Raw genomic sequence first — 16,161 nt, 5'->3', positions numbered from 1 at the left:
GGGTGGTGCCGGTGGCATCCTTGCAGATCCTGCGGATGAATGGGGTCGAAGACGTTCCCACCTTGTCGCAAAGCAGGAAGGTCTCGCATTCGGTGTATACGCATGTGGTCCTAGCCATTTCGGGCCGCTCCAGTAAATTGGGAGGGAAATTGGAAAGGGCGGCACGCGGGCCGCCCAACTCGGATTGCTTTCGATTGGAAAGTCACGATGCCGGCGCAGGCTATCGGGCAGCCATCGCGCGGTCGTCGATGTTCAATCGTCACGGTGATGTTGCCGCGGGGATTTCCCTTGCGCGGCTAACTGCAAAGCTGAACCTGCCCCTGTGTCTGGTACGCCGTGCCGTCCAGATTGACATCCACGACAGAAACAACGTCTCCACCGCTGTCAAACGTGATGTGTCGCAGGAACTGCACTGGAGCAGGGCCGCTGTTCCGTGGCGTAACGGTCAGTCCGAACAATCCCCAAGTGGCCAACGCATTGGGGGCGCTGAGAGCAAGACTGCTGACATTCGTCAGTCGGAAACGATTGGGGGACGCGGTATTCGTGAATAGGGCGCCGCGGTTCAGTCGTTTTGCGACGTCATCCCAGGTAACATTGGGTTGCGTCACCTCCAGCATCACCGTGTCCTCTGGGAATTGCAGATATTTGTTCACAGCCGCAAGTTGCGTATCACGGATATCGAATTCCAGATCGACGGGCCCGTTGTGGAAGGTCCACTGGTGCGTATCGGTGGTGTTGCCAAGGGAAAAATAGCCGTTGGTCGACCAAGAGCCCTGGTTGATCGAATATACGACCCCGTTGGGCGCGGTGGCCTGCGTCACCGGCGTGGATGTTATCCCCTCGTTGCTCGCGGCGAAATCAAATGTATACGGGGCAACAGGGGGCGTGGGCAGGACATCGCAAAGCGCCTGCGTCGTCGACGTGATACCGTCGGAACCGCTGGGGCACTCGCCTACGGTCACCTCCCCTTCCGGAGCGTAGTCATCGCCGTCAACGGTGGTGTCGCTGGAAGAGACGACGTTGCCATCGCAGTCGAGGCAGATATGCCTCAGAAATTGGACCGGCCCGGATGCTACGGGCGTCACGTTCAGCCCAGCCAGTCCCCACGAGTTTGAACCAAGATCAAGCGCGTTGAGAGGAAAGCTGGTAGCATTTCTAATCCGGAAGCGGTTCGCTGCTCTAAATGATGTGCTGGCAGTGCTGCACGCTTGCCTGGTGGCCGGGTCCCATGTCATGCCCCCTGCCGCCAGCTCTATAACCTCGGTCCCCTCCGGCAACTCGACACAACCAACAGCGCCGGCTGTCGAGGGGCGTAGGTCAAACTCCAGATCGACTGGGGGGTCGAATGTCCACGTCTGCAATGGACCGTCATTTGCCTGGCCCAAAAGCAGTACTTCTACCGGGGGCGAGCCAAGCAACGCGTAGTCGCACTGGTCAACCTGCCAATCGACTCCATTGGACGACGTGCCGGATCCTGGGCAGGACAGCCCAGAGAAAGCGATGTCAGCCGGGTCCCCCGCGGGTGCCCCTGCATCGCACATCGGTTGCGTCGTTGAAGTTGCACAACCGCAGCAATCGCCCACCTTTACGGGATCGGCGGGCGCGACGTCCGCGCCGGCAAGATCTGTGTCGAAGAATTGGCCGGTCGCCTGCCCGTCACGCGTAACGTACCATCTGAGAAAGGTTATCCCTGCACCGTCGCACATGACCTGCTTTTCAAGATCATGTCTATCTCCGCAAGCGCCGATCTCGCCCTGAATAGTGTAGATACTTCCTTCTAGATCGATGTTTTCAACCCGAACGTTTCCATCAGCGTCCTCGCAAAACCTACGGATGAAGGGAATCGTCGACGATTCTGTTTTGTCGCAGAGAAGAATGCTTTCACACTCCTCATGCGTACAGATGACCTCTGCCATTTCAGCTTGCTCCTTTGGGTAAATGATAAGCGGTGCTCCAAGCCCGCACGAGATTGGGCTTGGCTTTCACCTTTGATTTCAAAAAAAATCCCGTATGCGCGGCTCGCTTGTGCGCCCGAGCATCAGCTCGGTGATCGCCCAGACAAGCGCATCCACCCGGTCCGGCGAGCGCCCCTGCGACAGGCCGTCCGTGCCGAAGTCGCACATCTCGTCTTCCAGTTCGGGAAGCCGCCGCGCATGCCGCACCCGCCCCTGCGCATAAAGCGCTGCCACCGGCTCGGCCCTCAGCCACTTCCCCCGGTTCGCCCGCACCGCCTTCACGGGAACGGTGGCATCCACCGTGCCGATCACGCTTCTCACCATGTCGCCGCCCTGGTTCACCTCGGCAACGATCATGTCGGCCTGGAACCGGCGATAGAGCGCGACCGCCCGCGCCGCCCAGACCTCGGGCTTGGCCGCCCGCACCGTGCCGTCTTCCAGCACCCAGGCGGCCCCGTCGGCGCCGAGCCCGGCCACCACGATCCCGCAGGCGTCCGACGTGCGCCGCCCGCTCGCCGGCGGGTCCACCGCCACGACGATGCGGCGCAACGGACCCGCCTCGCCCCAGCGCCCCGTCGCCGTCTCCAGCCCGGCGCGCGTCCACAGCGCGTCCTCGCGGTCCTCGATCAGTTCGCCGTCCAGTTCCTGCCGCCCCAGCCGCGTGCCGGCATAGCTCCGCTCCACCGAGCGCAGGAACCGCCGCGCCAGGTTCTGCGCATTCTCCTCCGTGCGCATCCGCGTCACGGTCACGTCCGGGCTTGCCAGCAGCCGCCGGATCAGCGGCACCGGCTTCGGCGTCGTCGTCAGCATCTGCACGGGCCGCTGCCCCAGCCGCAGCCCGAACTGCAGCATGTCGAAACAGGCCTCCCCGTTCTTCCACTTGGCAAGTTCGTCGCACCATGCCGCCTCGAATTGCGGCCCGCGCAGGCTGTCCGGATCCTCGGCGGAAAACACCTGCGCCACCGCCCCATTGTCCCAGACGAGCCGCCGCCGGCTCGGCTCATAGCGCGGCCGGTTGCCGCGCGAGATCGAAAGCAGCCCCGAAGACCCCTCGATCATCACCTCGCGCACGTCCGCAAACGTCTCCCCCACCAGTGCGATGCGCCGATATTCATGGTTTGAAAAAGGCGGCAGCCCCCGCACCAGCCCGTTCACCCATTCCGCCCCCAGCCGTGTCTTGCCGGAGCCGCGCCCGCCCATCACCAGCCAGGTGTCGCAAAGCCGCGCCCCCACCGGATATTGCGGCAGCCGTCCGGAGCCGAACCACTCAGCCAGCGCCCTCTCCGCCATCGGCGGGGTCAGCCTCTCCACAGCCCATGGTGGCAGCGAGTTCACAAGCGAGCTCCACGATACGGGCATCGATAAGGGCGAGCGCGGCGGCCAGTTCTTCATCGCTTTTCTTCTGCCTTTCCGCCGCGCGCTCGGGCACGCGGGTCATCTCGCCGATCTTCTCGACCATCCTCAGCATGGCAGACAGCGCATCGATCCTTCCCTTGTCGTAGCTGCCGGACGCCCGCCCCTCGCCGACCGCCGCCTCCAGTTCGCTCACCAGCTCGTCCGAAAGCGCCACCAGCCGCGTCTCCAGCGCCTCCGGGTCCGTCTCGGCAGGCGGCTCGGGGGCCTTCTCGTCAGATCCCCCGGCCTCAGCGATGCGCCAGCCCTCGGCCCTGGCCACGCCGCGCCAATGGTTCTCCGAGCGCCCGGTAAGGTCCGCCAGGAGCGCAAACGTCAACCGCCCGCCCTCCATGGCCTTCCGCGCCGACCTGTGCACGTGTGCCGACGGCACATATCTCAATGGCATCCCGCCTCTCCCCGAAATCCGCGCAACAAAAAAGCGCCGGAGCCCAAGGCGCCGACGCTCGCGAAAACCTAGCCGAAAAGAAGATCGAGGCCCGGCCACCGACCGAACCCCCAAAAGCGGCTCCCGCCGCCGAACCCACTTTTCCGACGATGCCTGAACCCTAGCAAAGGGCCGTTACGGTGTCAAGGACTAAATTCCTAATTGTGTGCGTGACCTACCGAGATTGGAAATGCGCGATTATTCGCGACAGGCTGGCACTGAGCATCGCGGGGCCCCCTGCTCGAAGGGATATCGATGAACTGGCAAGGATTATCAACCGCCACCAACGGGACGATAACGACGACTTGGACGCGGAATGCGCGATCAAGGTGTTCGCAGTTGTGCGAGCGCATCTTTCGTGAAGATGGCCTGTGAGATCGTGGATAGGTAGCGGTTGGACATTGCGGTCAATTCGGCAACGGTCTCGATCCCCTCAATCGTATATTCATGGTTCGAGAGATTGAATTCGTCGTCGCCGATGAATTTTAGAGTTCGCAGCACGCACGTTTTGGTGGCGGCATCCCAACTGTCAAGCACGCCATGAATCAGGTTGTTCCTGTGCGGGCTCAGTTCCTTCAATTTGGTCGTCAGTGTGCGAATGTCCACGGTCAAGTTCGCGAGGGCCGGGTGCTGATTAAACCAGCGCTTCAGCAGCTTGATTTTGGCCTGAAAACTGATCGGGTGTTTAGCATCGAAAATGGTGTCTGAGTGCTCGCGGTTGTTGACGTGGATTAGGACCGCATCAATATGTTGCTCTAGTCGCGCCCACTGAGCGGAAGCGAAGCCAAGAGCGCGGAAAAGGTCGTCCAAACCATCGGGCGCATCAAGCGGCCCGCCGACAAAAACGAAATCGCGGTTTAGGCCGCCCTTGTCCAAGGTGACGCGGTATTCTTCCATGATAGAATCCCCCATGGATAAAGACCAGGAAAAGGGCGACGAGGTGTTGCGCCGCCTGTTGAAGACCTCTTCCGATCCGAGGAAGGCACGAACGGATCGAAAGGGTGCGCTTCCAAAGGACCTGGATGTATCGGCCCCGGCTGGTACAACTGGAACCAGCCGGGGCGACACAAAGTCCTAGCTCGGGCCGTTCTGTGTTTGGATCAACAGCTTCCAGCGTATCGCACCCGTAGAGGGGTTGTGTTGGCGATGGTTTTGCGGAGGCAACGGATCGCCCGCATTGCAGGCATATTCGTCTCTGCAATTGGCGCAGATGTATATGCCGGAATAGGGCGCGGCGGTGCCCGGCGAGTGCACCTTGTCGAAACAGGCGTCCACCTTGTGGGCCAGTTCGTCGCCATTCTGATAAAGTGCCATGTCATAATTTTCCTGTATGAGGCCACAGGAAGGCTTGACGGAATCACCTGGAGAATTAGTGTGGTGATTGTTCTTCAAGGTCGAGCCTCTCAGTGGCTTGGTTGACGATAATGGCGGTGATTCGTGGTCACCGCAGCCATCCATTTGAGGGGAGTCCAGAGCGTGAAAGCAAGGACGTTCCCGTTCCGTCCACTGGAATCAGAGGTTGTTCCCACGCTTTTTGCGCAACCAGAGAGAGTCGGTGCGCTTTCTGCTTAGGCGTAACCGGTCTCACCAATCCGCCGATCGGTGACGCGCTTGTCGCGAGCCATGAGATTAAATTCCTAACTACGTGCGTGACAAACAAGGGAGCAAGCCGGTCAGGCGGCGTTAAGCGTCGGAAGGTCGCTGACATCAACTTCGCGCTCCGCATGCCAGGCGTCGTAAGCGGCCTGCATGCGCAGCCACGAGGCGGCGCCTCCGCCAAATACCTTGCCAACCTTCACGGCAATAGTCGGGGAAAGCGGCTTGCGCTCGGCAAGAATGTCATGCAGGTGCTGGCGCGAAATGCCAAGCATGCCGGCAATCTCGCTCTTCGTCACATTGAGATCGATCAGGATATCATCCAGGACCGCCCCTGGATGCGAGGGGCAGCGATCAGGATCTCTGATAGCGGGATACACAGTCATGGCAGTGCCTCCTAATGGTACTGTTCGAAATCGACGTGGAGCGCATCACTGTCTTCGAACTCGAACGTGATGCACCACGGCCCGTTCACATGGATCGTGTACCGCGTCGGGTTAAAGCCCTTGAGGGCGTGGAAGTCAAAGCCGGGATGGTTCACATCCTCCGGCGCTCCGGCTGCCTCAAGCCTTTCAAGGCGCAGAAGGATGCGCTTGTGCATTCTGGCGTCAATCTTCGCTGTACGGCCCTTCGACCACAGTTCCGCCAGCGCCTTTGATTTGAACGACTTGATCACAAGTGTAAGCTATCAGGCTACACATTCTCGTGTCAACGGATAGCTTACACATCAGCACGTTTACCTTACCGCGCATACAGTTGATGGCTACAACAATTTCCCCCACACCCCATTCCCCAAAATGTGCTAAACCTCTCCCAGGGGGACGACTTTGCGCACTTGCCGCGGCTTTTTCCGCGGCAGGTCGACAAGCAAGGGGAAGAGGCCGGGCGGTCCAGCAATGGAAGAGAAGCGCACGAAAAAGGGGCGGGCGCCGAGGGCAACGAGGCTCCTCGAGGTCGATGCATGGATCGATTCCACGCTCTATGAAGCGGGCTTCAAGCTTTCGGAAGCCTGGGAAAACATCACCATCTTCTTCCGCCGCTTCCGCCTCTACGGGGCAAAGCGCGCCGCGATCGAGCTCTTCAGCGAAAGCCTTACCCTTGCCACCGTCGGCGCCGTCCTCATGCTGGCGCTCGCCATCCCCGCCTTCGAGGAGACCTCGGCCAACTGGCGCGCCCAGGACGACTATGCCGTCACCTTCCTCGACCGCTACGGCAACGAGATCGGCCAGCGCGGCGTCATCCAGCGCGATTCCGTCCCCGTCGACGAGATGCCCGACCATGTGGTCAAGGCGGTGCTGGCCACCGAGGACCGCCGCTTCTTCGAGCATTTCGGCATCGATTATCTCGGCCTCGTGCGTGCCATGACGGAGAACGTGCGCGCCAACACCATCGTCCAGGGCGGCTCCACCCTCACCCAGCAGTTGGCCAAGAACCTCTTCCTCACCAACGAGCGCACGGTCGAGCGCAAGGTCAAGGAAGCCTTCCTGGCGCTGTGGCTGGAGGCGAACCTTTCCAAGAAGGAGATCCTGCAGCTCTATCTCGACCGCGTCTATCTCGGCGGCGGCACCTTCGGCATCTCGGCCGCGGCCGATTTCTATTTCGACAAGCAGGTGCAGGACCTGACCCTCGCCGAGGCGGCGATGATCGCCGGCCTCTTCAAGGCGCCGGCCCGCTATGCCCCGCATATCAACCTGCCGGCCGCCCGCGCGCGCGCCAACGAGGTGCTGACAAACCTCGTCCAGTCCGGCCTCATGACCGAGGGACAGGTGCTGCCGGCCCGTCTCAATCCGGCCAGCGCCGTCGACCGGGGCGAACGCGACAGCCCGGACTATTTCCTCGACTGGGCTTTCGAGGAGGTCAAGAAGATCGTCCCCGACGGCGCCACCCATTCGCTGGTGGCACGCACCACCCTTGATCCCGACCTGCAGCAGGCCGTCGCCGAATCGATGGAGTACCACCTGCGCCAGCACGGCAAGGACTACGACGTCACCGAAGGCGCCGCCGTCGTCATGGAGACAGACGGCGCCGTGCGCGCCATCGTCGGCGGGCGCGATTACGGCCAGAGCCAGTTCAACCGCGCCACCCAGGCGCTGCGCCAGCCCGGCTCCTCCTTCAAGCCCTATGTCTACGCCGCCGCCATGGAGGCCGGCTTCGAGCCCAGCTCGGTGATCTCCGACGGGCCGATCTCGTGGGGCGGCTGGGCGCCACAGAACTACACCCGCCGCTATGCCGGCCGCGTCGACCTCGCCACCGCTCTCATCCACTCCTACAACACGGTGCCGGTCCGGCTCGCCCGCGACCATCTCGGCCTCGAGCCGATCGAAAAGCTGGTGGTGGCCATGGGCGTGGAGTCGGAACTGAACGGCCACAAGACGATGGTGCTCGGCACCTCCGGCATGACGGTCATGGACCAGGCCACCGGCTTCGGCGTCTTCGCCAGCGGCGGCTATGCCGGCACCCGCCACGGGATCCTGCAGCTCACCACCCATTCGGGCGCGATCCTCTACGATTTCGCCCGCGACGCCACGCCGCCGCGCCGCGTCCTTTCCGAAAAGGCCGTCTCCGCCATGAACAGCATCCTCGTCCAGGTGCCCGAGCGCGGCACCGGGCGGCGGGCTGCCCTTCCAGGCGTGCGCTCGGCCGGCAAGACCGGCACCACCCAGTCCTACCGCGACGCCTGGTATGTCGGCTACACGGGCAACTACGTCGCCGCCGTCTGGCTCGGCAACGACGACTACCGCCCCACGCGCCGCATGACCGGCGGCTCGCTGCCGGCCATGGTGTGGCAGCGCTTCATGGCCTACGCGCATCAGAACACGGAACTCAGGCCCATCCCCGGCATAGATGACCCGCTACCGGCGCTCGACGCCACCACGGTTGCCACCGCCAGCGAGGCGGAAGGCCAGATAAACGGCCTCGCCCGACCGCCCCGCACGATGCCGACAGCCACCAGCAACGTCTTGAAGGACATGGCGGAACATTTCCGCCGCGCCCCGCCGCTGAAACCCACCGCCGGACCGGAGACCCTGTCGGCCCTTTGAGAATATTGCACCACAGGCGCTCGCCGGGCAGGATGAGGTTTCGGTTGAATCGGAAAGGTGCATGAAAGTATCACGAGCGTCGCCACCACCGCAAACACCGGCCTCCCATGTTGAAGACGCTTTTCCTGACCCTCCTCGCGCTTACCATCGCGGTCGGCGGTGGTGCCGCCAGCGTTTGGATGATGCTCGAGGAAGCGCGCCCCGTGGGCGCCGTCAGCGCCGGCCCATGGACGGCGTTTCCGAGTGTGGGAACGCGCGAGGCCGATCCTTATTCGCGCGCCCGCTTCGCCCGCCAGGGCGGCATTCCGCTGGGCCGCTCGGAGGGCATCACGTTCACCGCCGGGCGGGATTCGAACGGCCGCAGCCTGCGGCGCGAGTGCGCCTATAGGATCGAAGGGCCGATGCCCACCTCTCGTTTCTGGACCCTTTATGCGGCCGGCCCGGAAGGCGCGTTGCTGCCGCCCTTCAAGCGCCGCCGTGCCGCTCTTCATTCGCAGATGGTGCTGCGCCATTCCGACAACGGCTTTTCCATCGTCGTCTCCCGCCATCCGGTGCCATCCAACTGGCTGGCCGTCACCGGCGACGGGCCGATGCGGCTCGTGCTGACCCTGTTCGACACGCCTGTCGCTTCCGGCGCACGGGTCGAGGAGCTCTCCCTGCCGAGGATCACCAGGACGACCTGCGATGGCTAGACTTCCCTACGCCCTCCTCCTCGGTCTCGTCGGCGCCGGCATCGTTCACCTCGCCATCCTTTTCCTGTTGCCGAGCTATTCGGTGCGCGACGCGTGGACGCGGCTTTCGGCAGTCGCCGAGCCCTATGACACCGTGCGGTTTGACCGCGAAAGGCTCGCCCAACAGGTGCCCGTTCCCGCCGATCCCTTCATCGAGGCGGCCGCCTGCCGGTTCGACCTTTCGCGCGGTTCGCTCCATGTGCGCGGCGAAGGCTCGGTGCCCTTCTGGTCCATGTCCGTCTATGACCACCAGGGCCTCAACGTCTTTTCCATCAGCGACCGGGCGACACCCGACGGGACGCTCGATTTCACGGTTCTCACGCAGGCGCAGATGCAGCGCATGCGCACCCGCTTTGCCTCCGACCTCGGCCAGTCCGTCTTCATCGAGACCGATGTCGAGGAAGGCATCTTGCTGTTGCGCGTCTTCGTGCCCGACGAAACCTGGGAAGGTGCCGCCACCGCCTTCCTCAACGGCATAAGCTGCGAACCGCGGCCTTTGGGCTGAAATTCAGCGGCGCTTGCACTCCTGGTGCGGGCGGAAAGGCGTCTCCTTGCCGCCGTCCCTGCGCTCGTAGCGCACACCGGGAAAAATGATGATCGCCGCCCCGCCCTTGGGGACCGGCAGACGCCGGGTGGGCCGCGGCGCCACGCGCTTGAAGTTCAGGATAGTTGCCATGTTTACGTCCCCCGCTTCGGGCCGGAATGGTACGCAACGCCTCCATCCGCATCAAACGCCTCTCATGGTTAACGGCTCCTTAACGCTGAATGGTGAACGCAACCCTTAATTTCGGGGTTAATGGGTCGCTAACGCATTGCCGATAATTTGAACGATGAGCCGGGAGGCCGCCTGCGCAGCCAGGCCGCGTCCCACCGACACAAGTGTTCTTGAGTATCAGGCGTTAAGGCGTGTCCACCGCGGACTTCAGGCATATCGCGTTCGGAGGAGGCCCGCGCAACTGCGAGCGGCTGTTCCGTGCCGCCGTCTCCGCCTTCTGCACGCTCTCCCGCCCCACGAAGCGCGAGCTCGCGCAGCTCGACGATCTGGCGCTCGGCCTGTTCGATGCCGTGCCCGCCGAGGCGCGCCGCTTCGCCGCCGCAGCACTTTCCGAGTGCGACCCCGCTCCCCGGGATCTCGTCCGGCGTCTTGCCGAAGAGCCGGTGGAAACCTCCGCCCCCCTCCTCGTTCGCTCAGGTGCGCTTTCCGACGTCGACCTCATTGCCTTGATCGGCCGCCACGGCCTGCCGCACGCCAAGGCCATTGCCCGCCGCGACGGCCTCAACCCGGTCATCGCCGCCCTCATCCGGGCGCTCGTCGCCCGCGCCGAAAGCGAAGCCGAGATCGCCGAGAGGACCGAGCCGGAAGTCGATGCGCTGGAGGCGATCCGCTGCCAGCTCCGCGACCTGATGCAGGAAGCACCGCCAGTGGGCGATCCGGCAGAGAGTGGCGAAGCAGGTGATGAACAGCCAACTCCCGACCCTGACCAGGCCTATACCGCCCTGCGCGAGGCCGCGCTTTCCGGCGACAGGCAGCTCTTCGCTACCACCCTCGCCCGCTCCCTCGACATCTCGGCAGAGCGGACCCGCCGGCTGACCTCCGGCATCGGTTACGCCGACCTGCTCACGGGCCTCTGCGCCCTGCAACTGACCGTGGAGCAGGCTTTCCTCGTCACCGCCGCCATCTTCCCGGCCAAGGTCGTCCACGCCGCCGCGATTCGCCTCTTCATCGAACGCTATGCCACCATGAGCACAGAGGTGGCCCGGAAAAAGGTCGAGGACTGGCGCTGTAAGGACCGGCCGGAAGACCGGCAGCCCGTCGCGGCTCACTCGGTGGCAACCGCCAGATAGCCGTCGAGCTCGTCCGCAGTCTCCACCTCCACCACCCAGACATCCGGATCGAAGCGCATCTCGCGCTCCAACCGCTTCTCCACCGCGTCCTCCTCGATGGCCGCCGTCACGCGAACGAACTGCCGCTCGCTGGGCCGCGCCTCGTCATAGCTCGTCTGCGGCGCGGGAGCATAAAACTCCAATTCCCCCAGCCGCGTGCGCCGGATGATGAAGATCGCCCCCGCCTCCCGCGCTCCCTTGCGCCTCACTGCTGCAAAGCCGCCATCGGCGAAGACACGCCTCACCAGTGCTGAAACCCATAATTCGCTGGTCACACGCATGGCTATGCGGCCTTCCCGTTGGTGCTCGCTGATTTAAGCCTGTGATCCAGGATACCGGCTGCACTTGCAAGGCAATACCGGCAGACGAGGGAGGCATCGGCGTGCTCGGCCAAGGCCTGAATTGTTCTAGCGGCAGAATCCGTTACCCGCAGATCTTCAACTTCATCCTTAAGTTGAAGAAAGCATTTGCTGCAACCGAAGATGCGGATACCGTCCGTCAATTCGTCAGCCCGATCTCCCGCATTTTGGCCAGAAACGCCTGATCGGGTTCGCCGGTCACCGGCAGGCCGAACAGCGACTGGAACTCGCGGATCGCCGAGCGGGTGTTCTCACCCATCACACCATCCACTTCGATACCGTCATTGCCGAAAGCCTTCAGCCCGGCCTGGACGCGCTTGATCACCGGATCGCCGCCGGCTGCCCCAGCAGCCCCGCCGTCGAGCGAGGCCGTCTGCACCGGATCGCTCTGCTCCGGCGCGGGCCGTGGCGCCGGCTTCGGCGCCGGAACTGCCGTTTCCACCGTTGCCGTCCGGCCCTCCAGCCCGAGCTGGCTCAGCAGAGGCGAATCGATCTCCGTACCGGGCTCCAGCCCGACGATGCGGCGGTAGTTTTCCACCGCCCCACGCGTCTGTGGCCCCGTCAGCCCGTCCACGGGTCCGCGATAAAGCCCCAGATCGCTCAGAACCTTCTGCACGGAGCGCACGGTGGCGTCGCCGCTGTCCTCCGCCACCGAACCCGTCGATTCCGGTGCCGGCTCGGCCTCGGCCTTCGGCGCTCCCTCGCCGCCCGTCACCGCGCGCACCTCCTCGCGGGGGGCGGCGGCAGGACTCGGCGTCTCCTCCGGCGCGATCTCCGGCTCGGGCGCTGCGGTGAAAGCCGGCGCCCGCGTCGACACGAAAGCGTTGGGGTGCACCTGCGGCTGATACCAGAGCGCATTTGCCGAAACGAAGGCCAGGGACACGAAAAAGGCCGTCGTCCCACCGACCGCCGCCGGATTGCGCGCGATCACCGCACCCAGTCCGGAAAGCCCGGCGCGCAGCCACCCCCCTTCGTCTCCGCCGTGTTCAGGCCGTCTTGCGTAACGCGTCATCGTTCCACTCACTGTTCAAGTTCGCTCCGCCTATCGCGATGCATTCTTCCTCCCCGCCATCGCCCTTGACGCCGCCCGCCGGCAGCGAGACGTGCACCCGCGTTCCCGTGCCCGGCGCGCTCTCGATGCTCATGGCGCCGCCGGAGAGCTTCACCAGCCCCTTCACCAGCGCCAGGCCGAGCCCCGTGCCCTGGCGCGTATAGCTGTTCTGTACCTGTGTGAAGGGCGTGCCGACGCGCTCCAGGTCCTCCGCCGACATGCCGATGCCCGTATCGCTCACATCGAGCTCCAGCCGGCCGCCGCTGCGCCGTGCCGTCACCCTCACCTCGCCCGCCGGCGTGAACTTCACCGCGTTGGACAAAAGGTTGATGAGCACCTGCTGGACGGCGCGGCGATCACAGTTCACCACGCCGATGTCTTCGGCGATATCGGCTTTCAGCGCCACCGACTTCGCCTCCGCCTCGCGCGCCGACATCGCAAGGCAGAACTGCAACGCTTCCTCGAAGCGGAACGGATGCGACTCCAGCGCATAGGCGCCGGACTGCAGCTTCGAGACATCCAGAATGGCGTTCACCACCGACAGGAGGTGCCCGCTCGCCTCGCGGATGAGGCCGACATACTCGCGCTGCCTGTCGTTGGCGAAACGGCCGAACATCTCGTTCGCCAGCACATCGGAGAAGCCGAGAATGGCGTTGAGCGGCGAGCGCAGCTCGTGGCTGACGGAGGCGAGATAACGGTCCTTCGCCAACGTGGCGCTATCGGCGGCATCCTTGGCGCTCGCAAGTGCGGCCTCCAGCTCGGCCGTCGCGGCATCGTCGCGCACGACGGCGACAAGCCCGCTCCCGTCCGGCTCGGCGGCGATATCGGCGATCAGCGCACGGTAGCACGCACCCGCCGGTACGCCGGCTTGTGCCGGTGTGCGCATGCGCATGCGTACAACGCGCCGGTCCGCCCCCTCGCGCAGATCGGCCAGCGCCTGCAGATAGGCGATGCGATCGGCCACGTGGATACGGTCGAAAAATCCCGTTCCCAAAAGCATCTCCGGCGCCACGGCAAACAACGCCTCCGCCTGCGGCGAAGCCTCAACCACGTCGCCGCCCTGCTGCATGCGCAGGACCGCCGCGCCGATAATCTCCTCGATAGGCCGGCCTTTAGGTCCGGCAGCAGCCTCGCGCTCGCCAATCAGCGGCAGCCGGGCGAGAAGCGTCGCCACGTAAAGAAGCGGCACGGCCCACAGCCAGGCCGAGGCGGGCACCGCGTCGGCAAAGACCGTCGCGCTCAACGCCGCGCCGAGCCCGATGGCCGAGCCGGCCGCCATCAACCCGAAGCCGAGTGCCCTCTTCGTTCGCCCGATCCAGCCCGCCTCCACGGCAAGTGCAGCCGCCATCGCCGTCAGCGGCGAGGAAAGCCCGCCGCCGGCGGCCGTCAAGACACCGACCGCCACAGCCGCGAGCATGAGCGAGGCAGGTTCGACCAGCCGGCGGCGACCGGTGACGATCAGCGCGAAGGCCGCCAGAAGGCCGGCACCGAATACCATGAATACGGAAGCGAACGCACCTGCTCCACCGCCATGCAGCGGCATCGCCTGCGCGGTGGCGATCGCTGCAAGCACCGGCCCCGCCAAAAGCGCTGCCAAAAGCCGCCGCTGTCGCGCGCGCTCATCCGCCCCCATGACGGAGGGATGCAGCAGGCGTTCGCAGGCCGCTTTCAGGCTCTCCGGCCAGTTCGTGGAAAGGGACGCTCGTGTGCTCAACTCGACGCGCTCGCTCGTGTCCGTTTGACGGGCTCTTGTTCTGGTCGGGACACTCGCATCCAGCCTTTAAGGAAAGGATAAACGGGCACCCGGGAAAGGCACCGCAAGGCCTGAAACGTGGCTGATCTGGGGAAATGCGGGCAAGGGAATGCGTACATGGTTAACAAATGATCGCCGGATTCGGGCCGCCACCCGCCCGCCTCCGCCACTCGCCGAGAAGCCGCCCGAGCCGAATCCCGCAATCCGCGCAATTCCTTAGATGCTTACACAGAGGTTGCGGCCACGACGCGCCTTTGAAAGAAATTCGTTTCGAATCCCGACATTTTCGAATTTTCCAGCCATTTGCCTCCAATTTTAGCCAATTTCTCAAGAGCTCTTTTGCGCGCCTCTGCCACTGTCGCTACCGGGGAAGCCCCGACCCGCGGGGCGGATGTGAGGACTGAAGCCATGGGATTCCTGATCCGTTGTGCCTTCTGGCTTTCGCTGGTGCTTCTTTTCATCCCGCTCAACACGGGAGAAGGGCCGGAGGCCGAGCAGGTCGGTCCGCTGCAGGCGCTGGTGGCGGCCCGCGACGCCGTGCGCGACGTCGCCGGCATCTGCGGACGCCAGCCCGACGTCTGCGCCACCGCCAAGACCGCCGTGCACACCATCACCGCGCGCGCCAGGGAAGGCATGCGGATCGCTCAAGGTCTGATCGACGACGAGGCCGTGCCCCAAGCGGACATGGTCGAAGAGCCGAGGGAAGAACCGCAGGTGACCGCCACCGGCAGCATCGCTCCGGCCGAATAATCCGGCGTCACGTGCTTCGAAAGCCGGACTTTTCCCGTGACGCCCGCCCGCATAATCACTATATGCGGGCTATGATGACTGGTATCGACACCATCCGGGACGACTTCGCCTTCCTCGACGATTGGCAGGAGCGCTACCGCTATATCATCGAGCTCGGCAACGACCTGCCGGCGTTCCCCGAAGCCTCGCGCGACGACCGCCACAAGGTGCGCGGCTGCGTCAGCCAGGTCTGGCTTCATACCGAGATCGGCGAAGGCCGCGATCCGCTCATCACCTTCAAGGGCGATTCCGACGCGCACATCGTGCGCGGGCTGGTGGCGATCATGATGGCGCTCTTCAGCGGCCGCCGCGCCAGCGAGATACTGACCACCGACGCCGATGACACCCTGCGTGCGCTGGGCCTTGACGAACACCTCACCCCGCAGCGTGCCAACGGCCTGCGCGCCATGATCCAGCGCATCCGCCAGGAGGCGGAGATGGCGATGGCCGCTGCGTAGCGGAGCGTACATTGGGTACATGAACACCGGAAGCGCAGAAAACCGCGACGGGTGCCCGCCGCGGTAGAATTCCCAAGCGGTCTCTCACCGCTCCTCGAAATCCAGCGCGTGCCCGTTCATGCAGTAGCGCAGCCCTGTCGGCTCCGGCCCATCGTTGAAGACATGGCCCAAATGCGCGTCGCAGTCCGCGCAGCGTACCTCCGTGCGCGTGGAAAACCACGAGCGGTCCTCGTTGAGCGATACCGCCTCATCCTCCACCGGCGCATAGAAGCTCGGCCAGCCCGTGCCGGAATCGTATTTCGTCTCGGACTTGAAGAGCCGCCGTCCGCAATTCACACAGCGGTAAAGGCCCGGGCGTTTGTTGTCCCAGTAAGGGCCGGTAAAGGCACGCTCGGTGCCCTCCTCCCGCGTCACGTGATACTGCTCGGGCGTAAGCTGTTCGCGCCACTCGGCGTCCGACTTCTCAACCTTCAACCGCGTTTTGCTCGTCATGATCGATGCTCCCGTTCGTGCCGCCGCTTATATGGGGTTCAAAAACTCGCTTTTGCAGCCATCCATCTTGCAATTCGCGCCGACAATTCGTGAATAACCGCGCGGATTGCCGCGCCCTCCTTGCCCCGCTTGACGCGAACGTCTATGTCACGGCGGCGATCGAAGCGTATTCATCATCTTACCCGGATCGCAGGCTGCAAAACATCGAACGA

18 protein-coding genes are annotated in these 16,161 nt (G+C 64.1%); 6 read left to right on the top strand and 12 right to left on the bottom strand.

The genetic code is table 11. The features are described 5' to 3' along the window. Nucleotides 1-296: 296 nt before the first annotated feature. The 7 genes from GM910_RS19685 to GM910_RS19655 all read right to left on the bottom strand — a co-directional run bounded on the left by GM910_RS19685 (nucleotide 297) and on the right by GM910_RS19655 (nucleotide 6,067). On the bottom strand, nucleotides 297-1,916 hold the full coding sequence (locus GM910_RS19685; RefSeq protein ID WP_159590369.1) for a hypothetical protein: 1,620 nt from the start codon (nucleotides 1,914-1,916) through the stop codon (nucleotides 297-299). Between the two features lie 78 nt (nucleotides 1,917-1,994). Next, nucleotides 1,995-3,245: a DNA-packaging protein gene (locus GM910_RS19680; RefSeq protein WP_159590367.1), complete on the bottom strand. Its 1,251-nt coding sequence runs from the start codon at nucleotides 3,243-3,245 to the stop codon at nucleotides 1,995-1,997. Further along, a complete protein-coding gene (locus GM910_RS19675; RefSeq protein WP_159590365.1) occupies nucleotides 3,223-3,756 on the bottom strand; it encodes a hypothetical protein in 534 nt (177 codons plus the stop codon). The genes GM910_RS19680 and GM910_RS19675 overlap by 23 nt, the downstream gene beginning before the upstream one ends. A 363-nt stretch (nucleotides 3,757-4,119) precedes the next feature. Next, complete coding sequence (locus tag GM910_RS19670) at nucleotides 4,120-4,692, bottom strand: hypothetical protein (RefSeq protein ID WP_159590363.1); 573 nt, start codon at nucleotides 4,690-4,692, stop codon at nucleotides 4,120-4,122. 177 nt (nucleotides 4,693-4,869) lie between these two features. Then, a complete protein-coding gene (locus GM910_RS19665) occupies nucleotides 4,870-5,109 on the bottom strand; it encodes a protein L (protein ID WP_159590362.1) in 240 nt (79 codons plus the stop codon). Between the two features lie 359 nt (nucleotides 5,110-5,468). Further along, nucleotides 5,469-5,777 carry a HigA family addiction module antitoxin gene (locus GM910_RS19660; protein ID WP_159590360.1) on the bottom strand — a complete coding sequence of 103 codons (309 nt, stop codon included), beginning with the start codon at nucleotides 5,775-5,777 and terminating at the stop codon, nucleotides 5,469-5,471. A gap of 11 nt (nucleotides 5,778-5,788) precedes the next feature. Next, nucleotides 5,789-6,067 carry a type II toxin-antitoxin system RelE/ParE family toxin gene (locus GM910_RS19655; RefSeq protein ID WP_159590358.1) on the bottom strand — a complete coding sequence of 93 codons (279 nt, stop codon included), beginning with the start codon at nucleotides 6,065-6,067 and terminating at the stop codon, nucleotides 5,789-5,791. Between the two features lie 220 nt (nucleotides 6,068-6,287). On the opposite strand from GM910_RS19655, the gene GM910_RS19650 reads away from it, so the two are divergent. The 3 genes from GM910_RS19650 to GM910_RS19640 all read left to right on the top strand — a co-directional run bounded on the left by GM910_RS19650 (nucleotide 6,288) and on the right by GM910_RS19640 (nucleotide 9,668). Further along, nucleotides 6,288-8,432 (top strand): transglycosylase domain-containing protein, encoded by a 2,145-nt coding sequence (locus GM910_RS19650; RefSeq protein ID WP_159590356.1) that lies wholly within the window; start codon nucleotides 6,288-6,290, stop codon nucleotides 8,430-8,432. A 107-nt stretch (nucleotides 8,433-8,539) separates the two neighbouring features. Next, nucleotides 8,540-9,124, top strand: coding sequence for a DUF1214 domain-containing protein (locus GM910_RS19645; protein WP_159590354.1), 585 nt, complete (start codon nucleotides 8,540-8,542; stop codon nucleotides 9,122-9,124). Then, nucleotides 9,117-9,668 carry a DUF1254 domain-containing protein gene (locus GM910_RS19640; protein WP_159590352.1) on the top strand — a complete coding sequence of 184 codons (552 nt, stop codon included), beginning with the start codon at nucleotides 9,117-9,119 and terminating at the stop codon, nucleotides 9,666-9,668. Before GM910_RS19645 ends, GM910_RS19640 begins: the two co-directional genes overlap by 8 nt. Before the next feature lie 3 nt (nucleotides 9,669-9,671). On the opposite strand, the gene GM910_RS27005 is transcribed toward GM910_RS19640, so the two are convergent. Beyond that, on the bottom strand, nucleotides 9,672-9,839 hold the full coding sequence (locus GM910_RS27005) for a hypothetical protein (protein WP_201285553.1): 168 nt from the start codon (nucleotides 9,837-9,839) through the stop codon (nucleotides 9,672-9,674). Nucleotides 9,840-10,069: 230 nt separating this feature from the next. Between GM910_RS27005 and GM910_RS19635 the strand changes: the two genes are divergently transcribed. Beyond that, nucleotides 10,070-11,008 carry a hypothetical protein gene (locus GM910_RS19635; protein WP_159590350.1) on the top strand — a complete coding sequence of 313 codons (939 nt, stop codon included), beginning with the start codon at nucleotides 10,070-10,072 and terminating at the stop codon, nucleotides 11,006-11,008. On the opposite strand, the gene GM910_RS19630 is transcribed toward GM910_RS19635, so the two are convergent. The 3 genes from GM910_RS19630 to GM910_RS19620 all read right to left on the bottom strand — a co-directional run bounded on the left by GM910_RS19630 (nucleotide 10,984) and on the right by GM910_RS19620 (nucleotide 14,171). Then, nucleotides 10,984-11,328 (bottom strand): DUF1491 family protein, encoded by a 345-nt coding sequence (locus GM910_RS19630; protein ID WP_159590348.1) that lies wholly within the window; start codon nucleotides 11,326-11,328, stop codon nucleotides 10,984-10,986. The genes GM910_RS19635 and GM910_RS19630 overlap by 25 nt on opposite strands. 217 nt (nucleotides 11,329-11,545) lie before the next feature. After that, entirely contained in the window at nucleotides 11,546-12,418 is an 873-nt protein-coding gene (locus GM910_RS19625; RefSeq protein WP_159590346.1) for a peptidoglycan-binding domain-containing protein, read from the bottom strand. After that, complete coding sequence (locus GM910_RS19620) at nucleotides 12,393-14,171, bottom strand: sensor histidine kinase (protein WP_159590344.1); 1,779 nt, start codon at nucleotides 14,169-14,171, stop codon at nucleotides 12,393-12,395. Before GM910_RS19620 ends, GM910_RS19625 begins: the two co-directional genes overlap by 26 nt. Before the next feature lie 447 nt (nucleotides 14,172-14,618). Between GM910_RS19620 and GM910_RS19615 the strand changes: the two genes are divergently transcribed. Then, nucleotides 14,619-14,960, top strand: coding sequence for a DUF5330 domain-containing protein (locus tag GM910_RS19615; RefSeq protein ID WP_159590342.1), 342 nt, complete (start codon nucleotides 14,619-14,621; stop codon nucleotides 14,958-14,960). A 71-nt stretch (nucleotides 14,961-15,031) separates the two neighbouring features. Further along, nucleotides 15,032-15,457, top strand: coding sequence for a SufE family protein (locus tag GM910_RS19610; RefSeq protein ID WP_159590340.1), 426 nt, complete (start codon nucleotides 15,032-15,034; stop codon nucleotides 15,455-15,457). An 84-nt stretch (nucleotides 15,458-15,541) separates the two neighbouring features. Here GM910_RS19610 and msrB read toward each other — a convergent pair whose 3' ends face one another. After that, nucleotides 15,542-15,949 (bottom strand): peptide-methionine (R)-S-oxide reductase MsrB, encoded by a 408-nt coding sequence (msrB, locus tag GM910_RS19605; protein ID WP_159590338.1) that lies wholly within the window; start codon nucleotides 15,947-15,949, stop codon nucleotides 15,542-15,544. Between the last annotated feature and the right edge of the window lie 212 nt (nucleotides 15,950-16,161).

Source organism: Chelativorans xinjiangensis, from assembly GCF_009812055.1.
GTDB lineage: Bacteria > Pseudomonadota > Alphaproteobacteria > Rhizobiales > Rhizobiaceae > Chelativorans > Chelativorans xinjiangense.
Note: the sequence above shows the minus strand (reverse complement) of the source record. Positions and strands in the feature narration are given on the sequence as shown.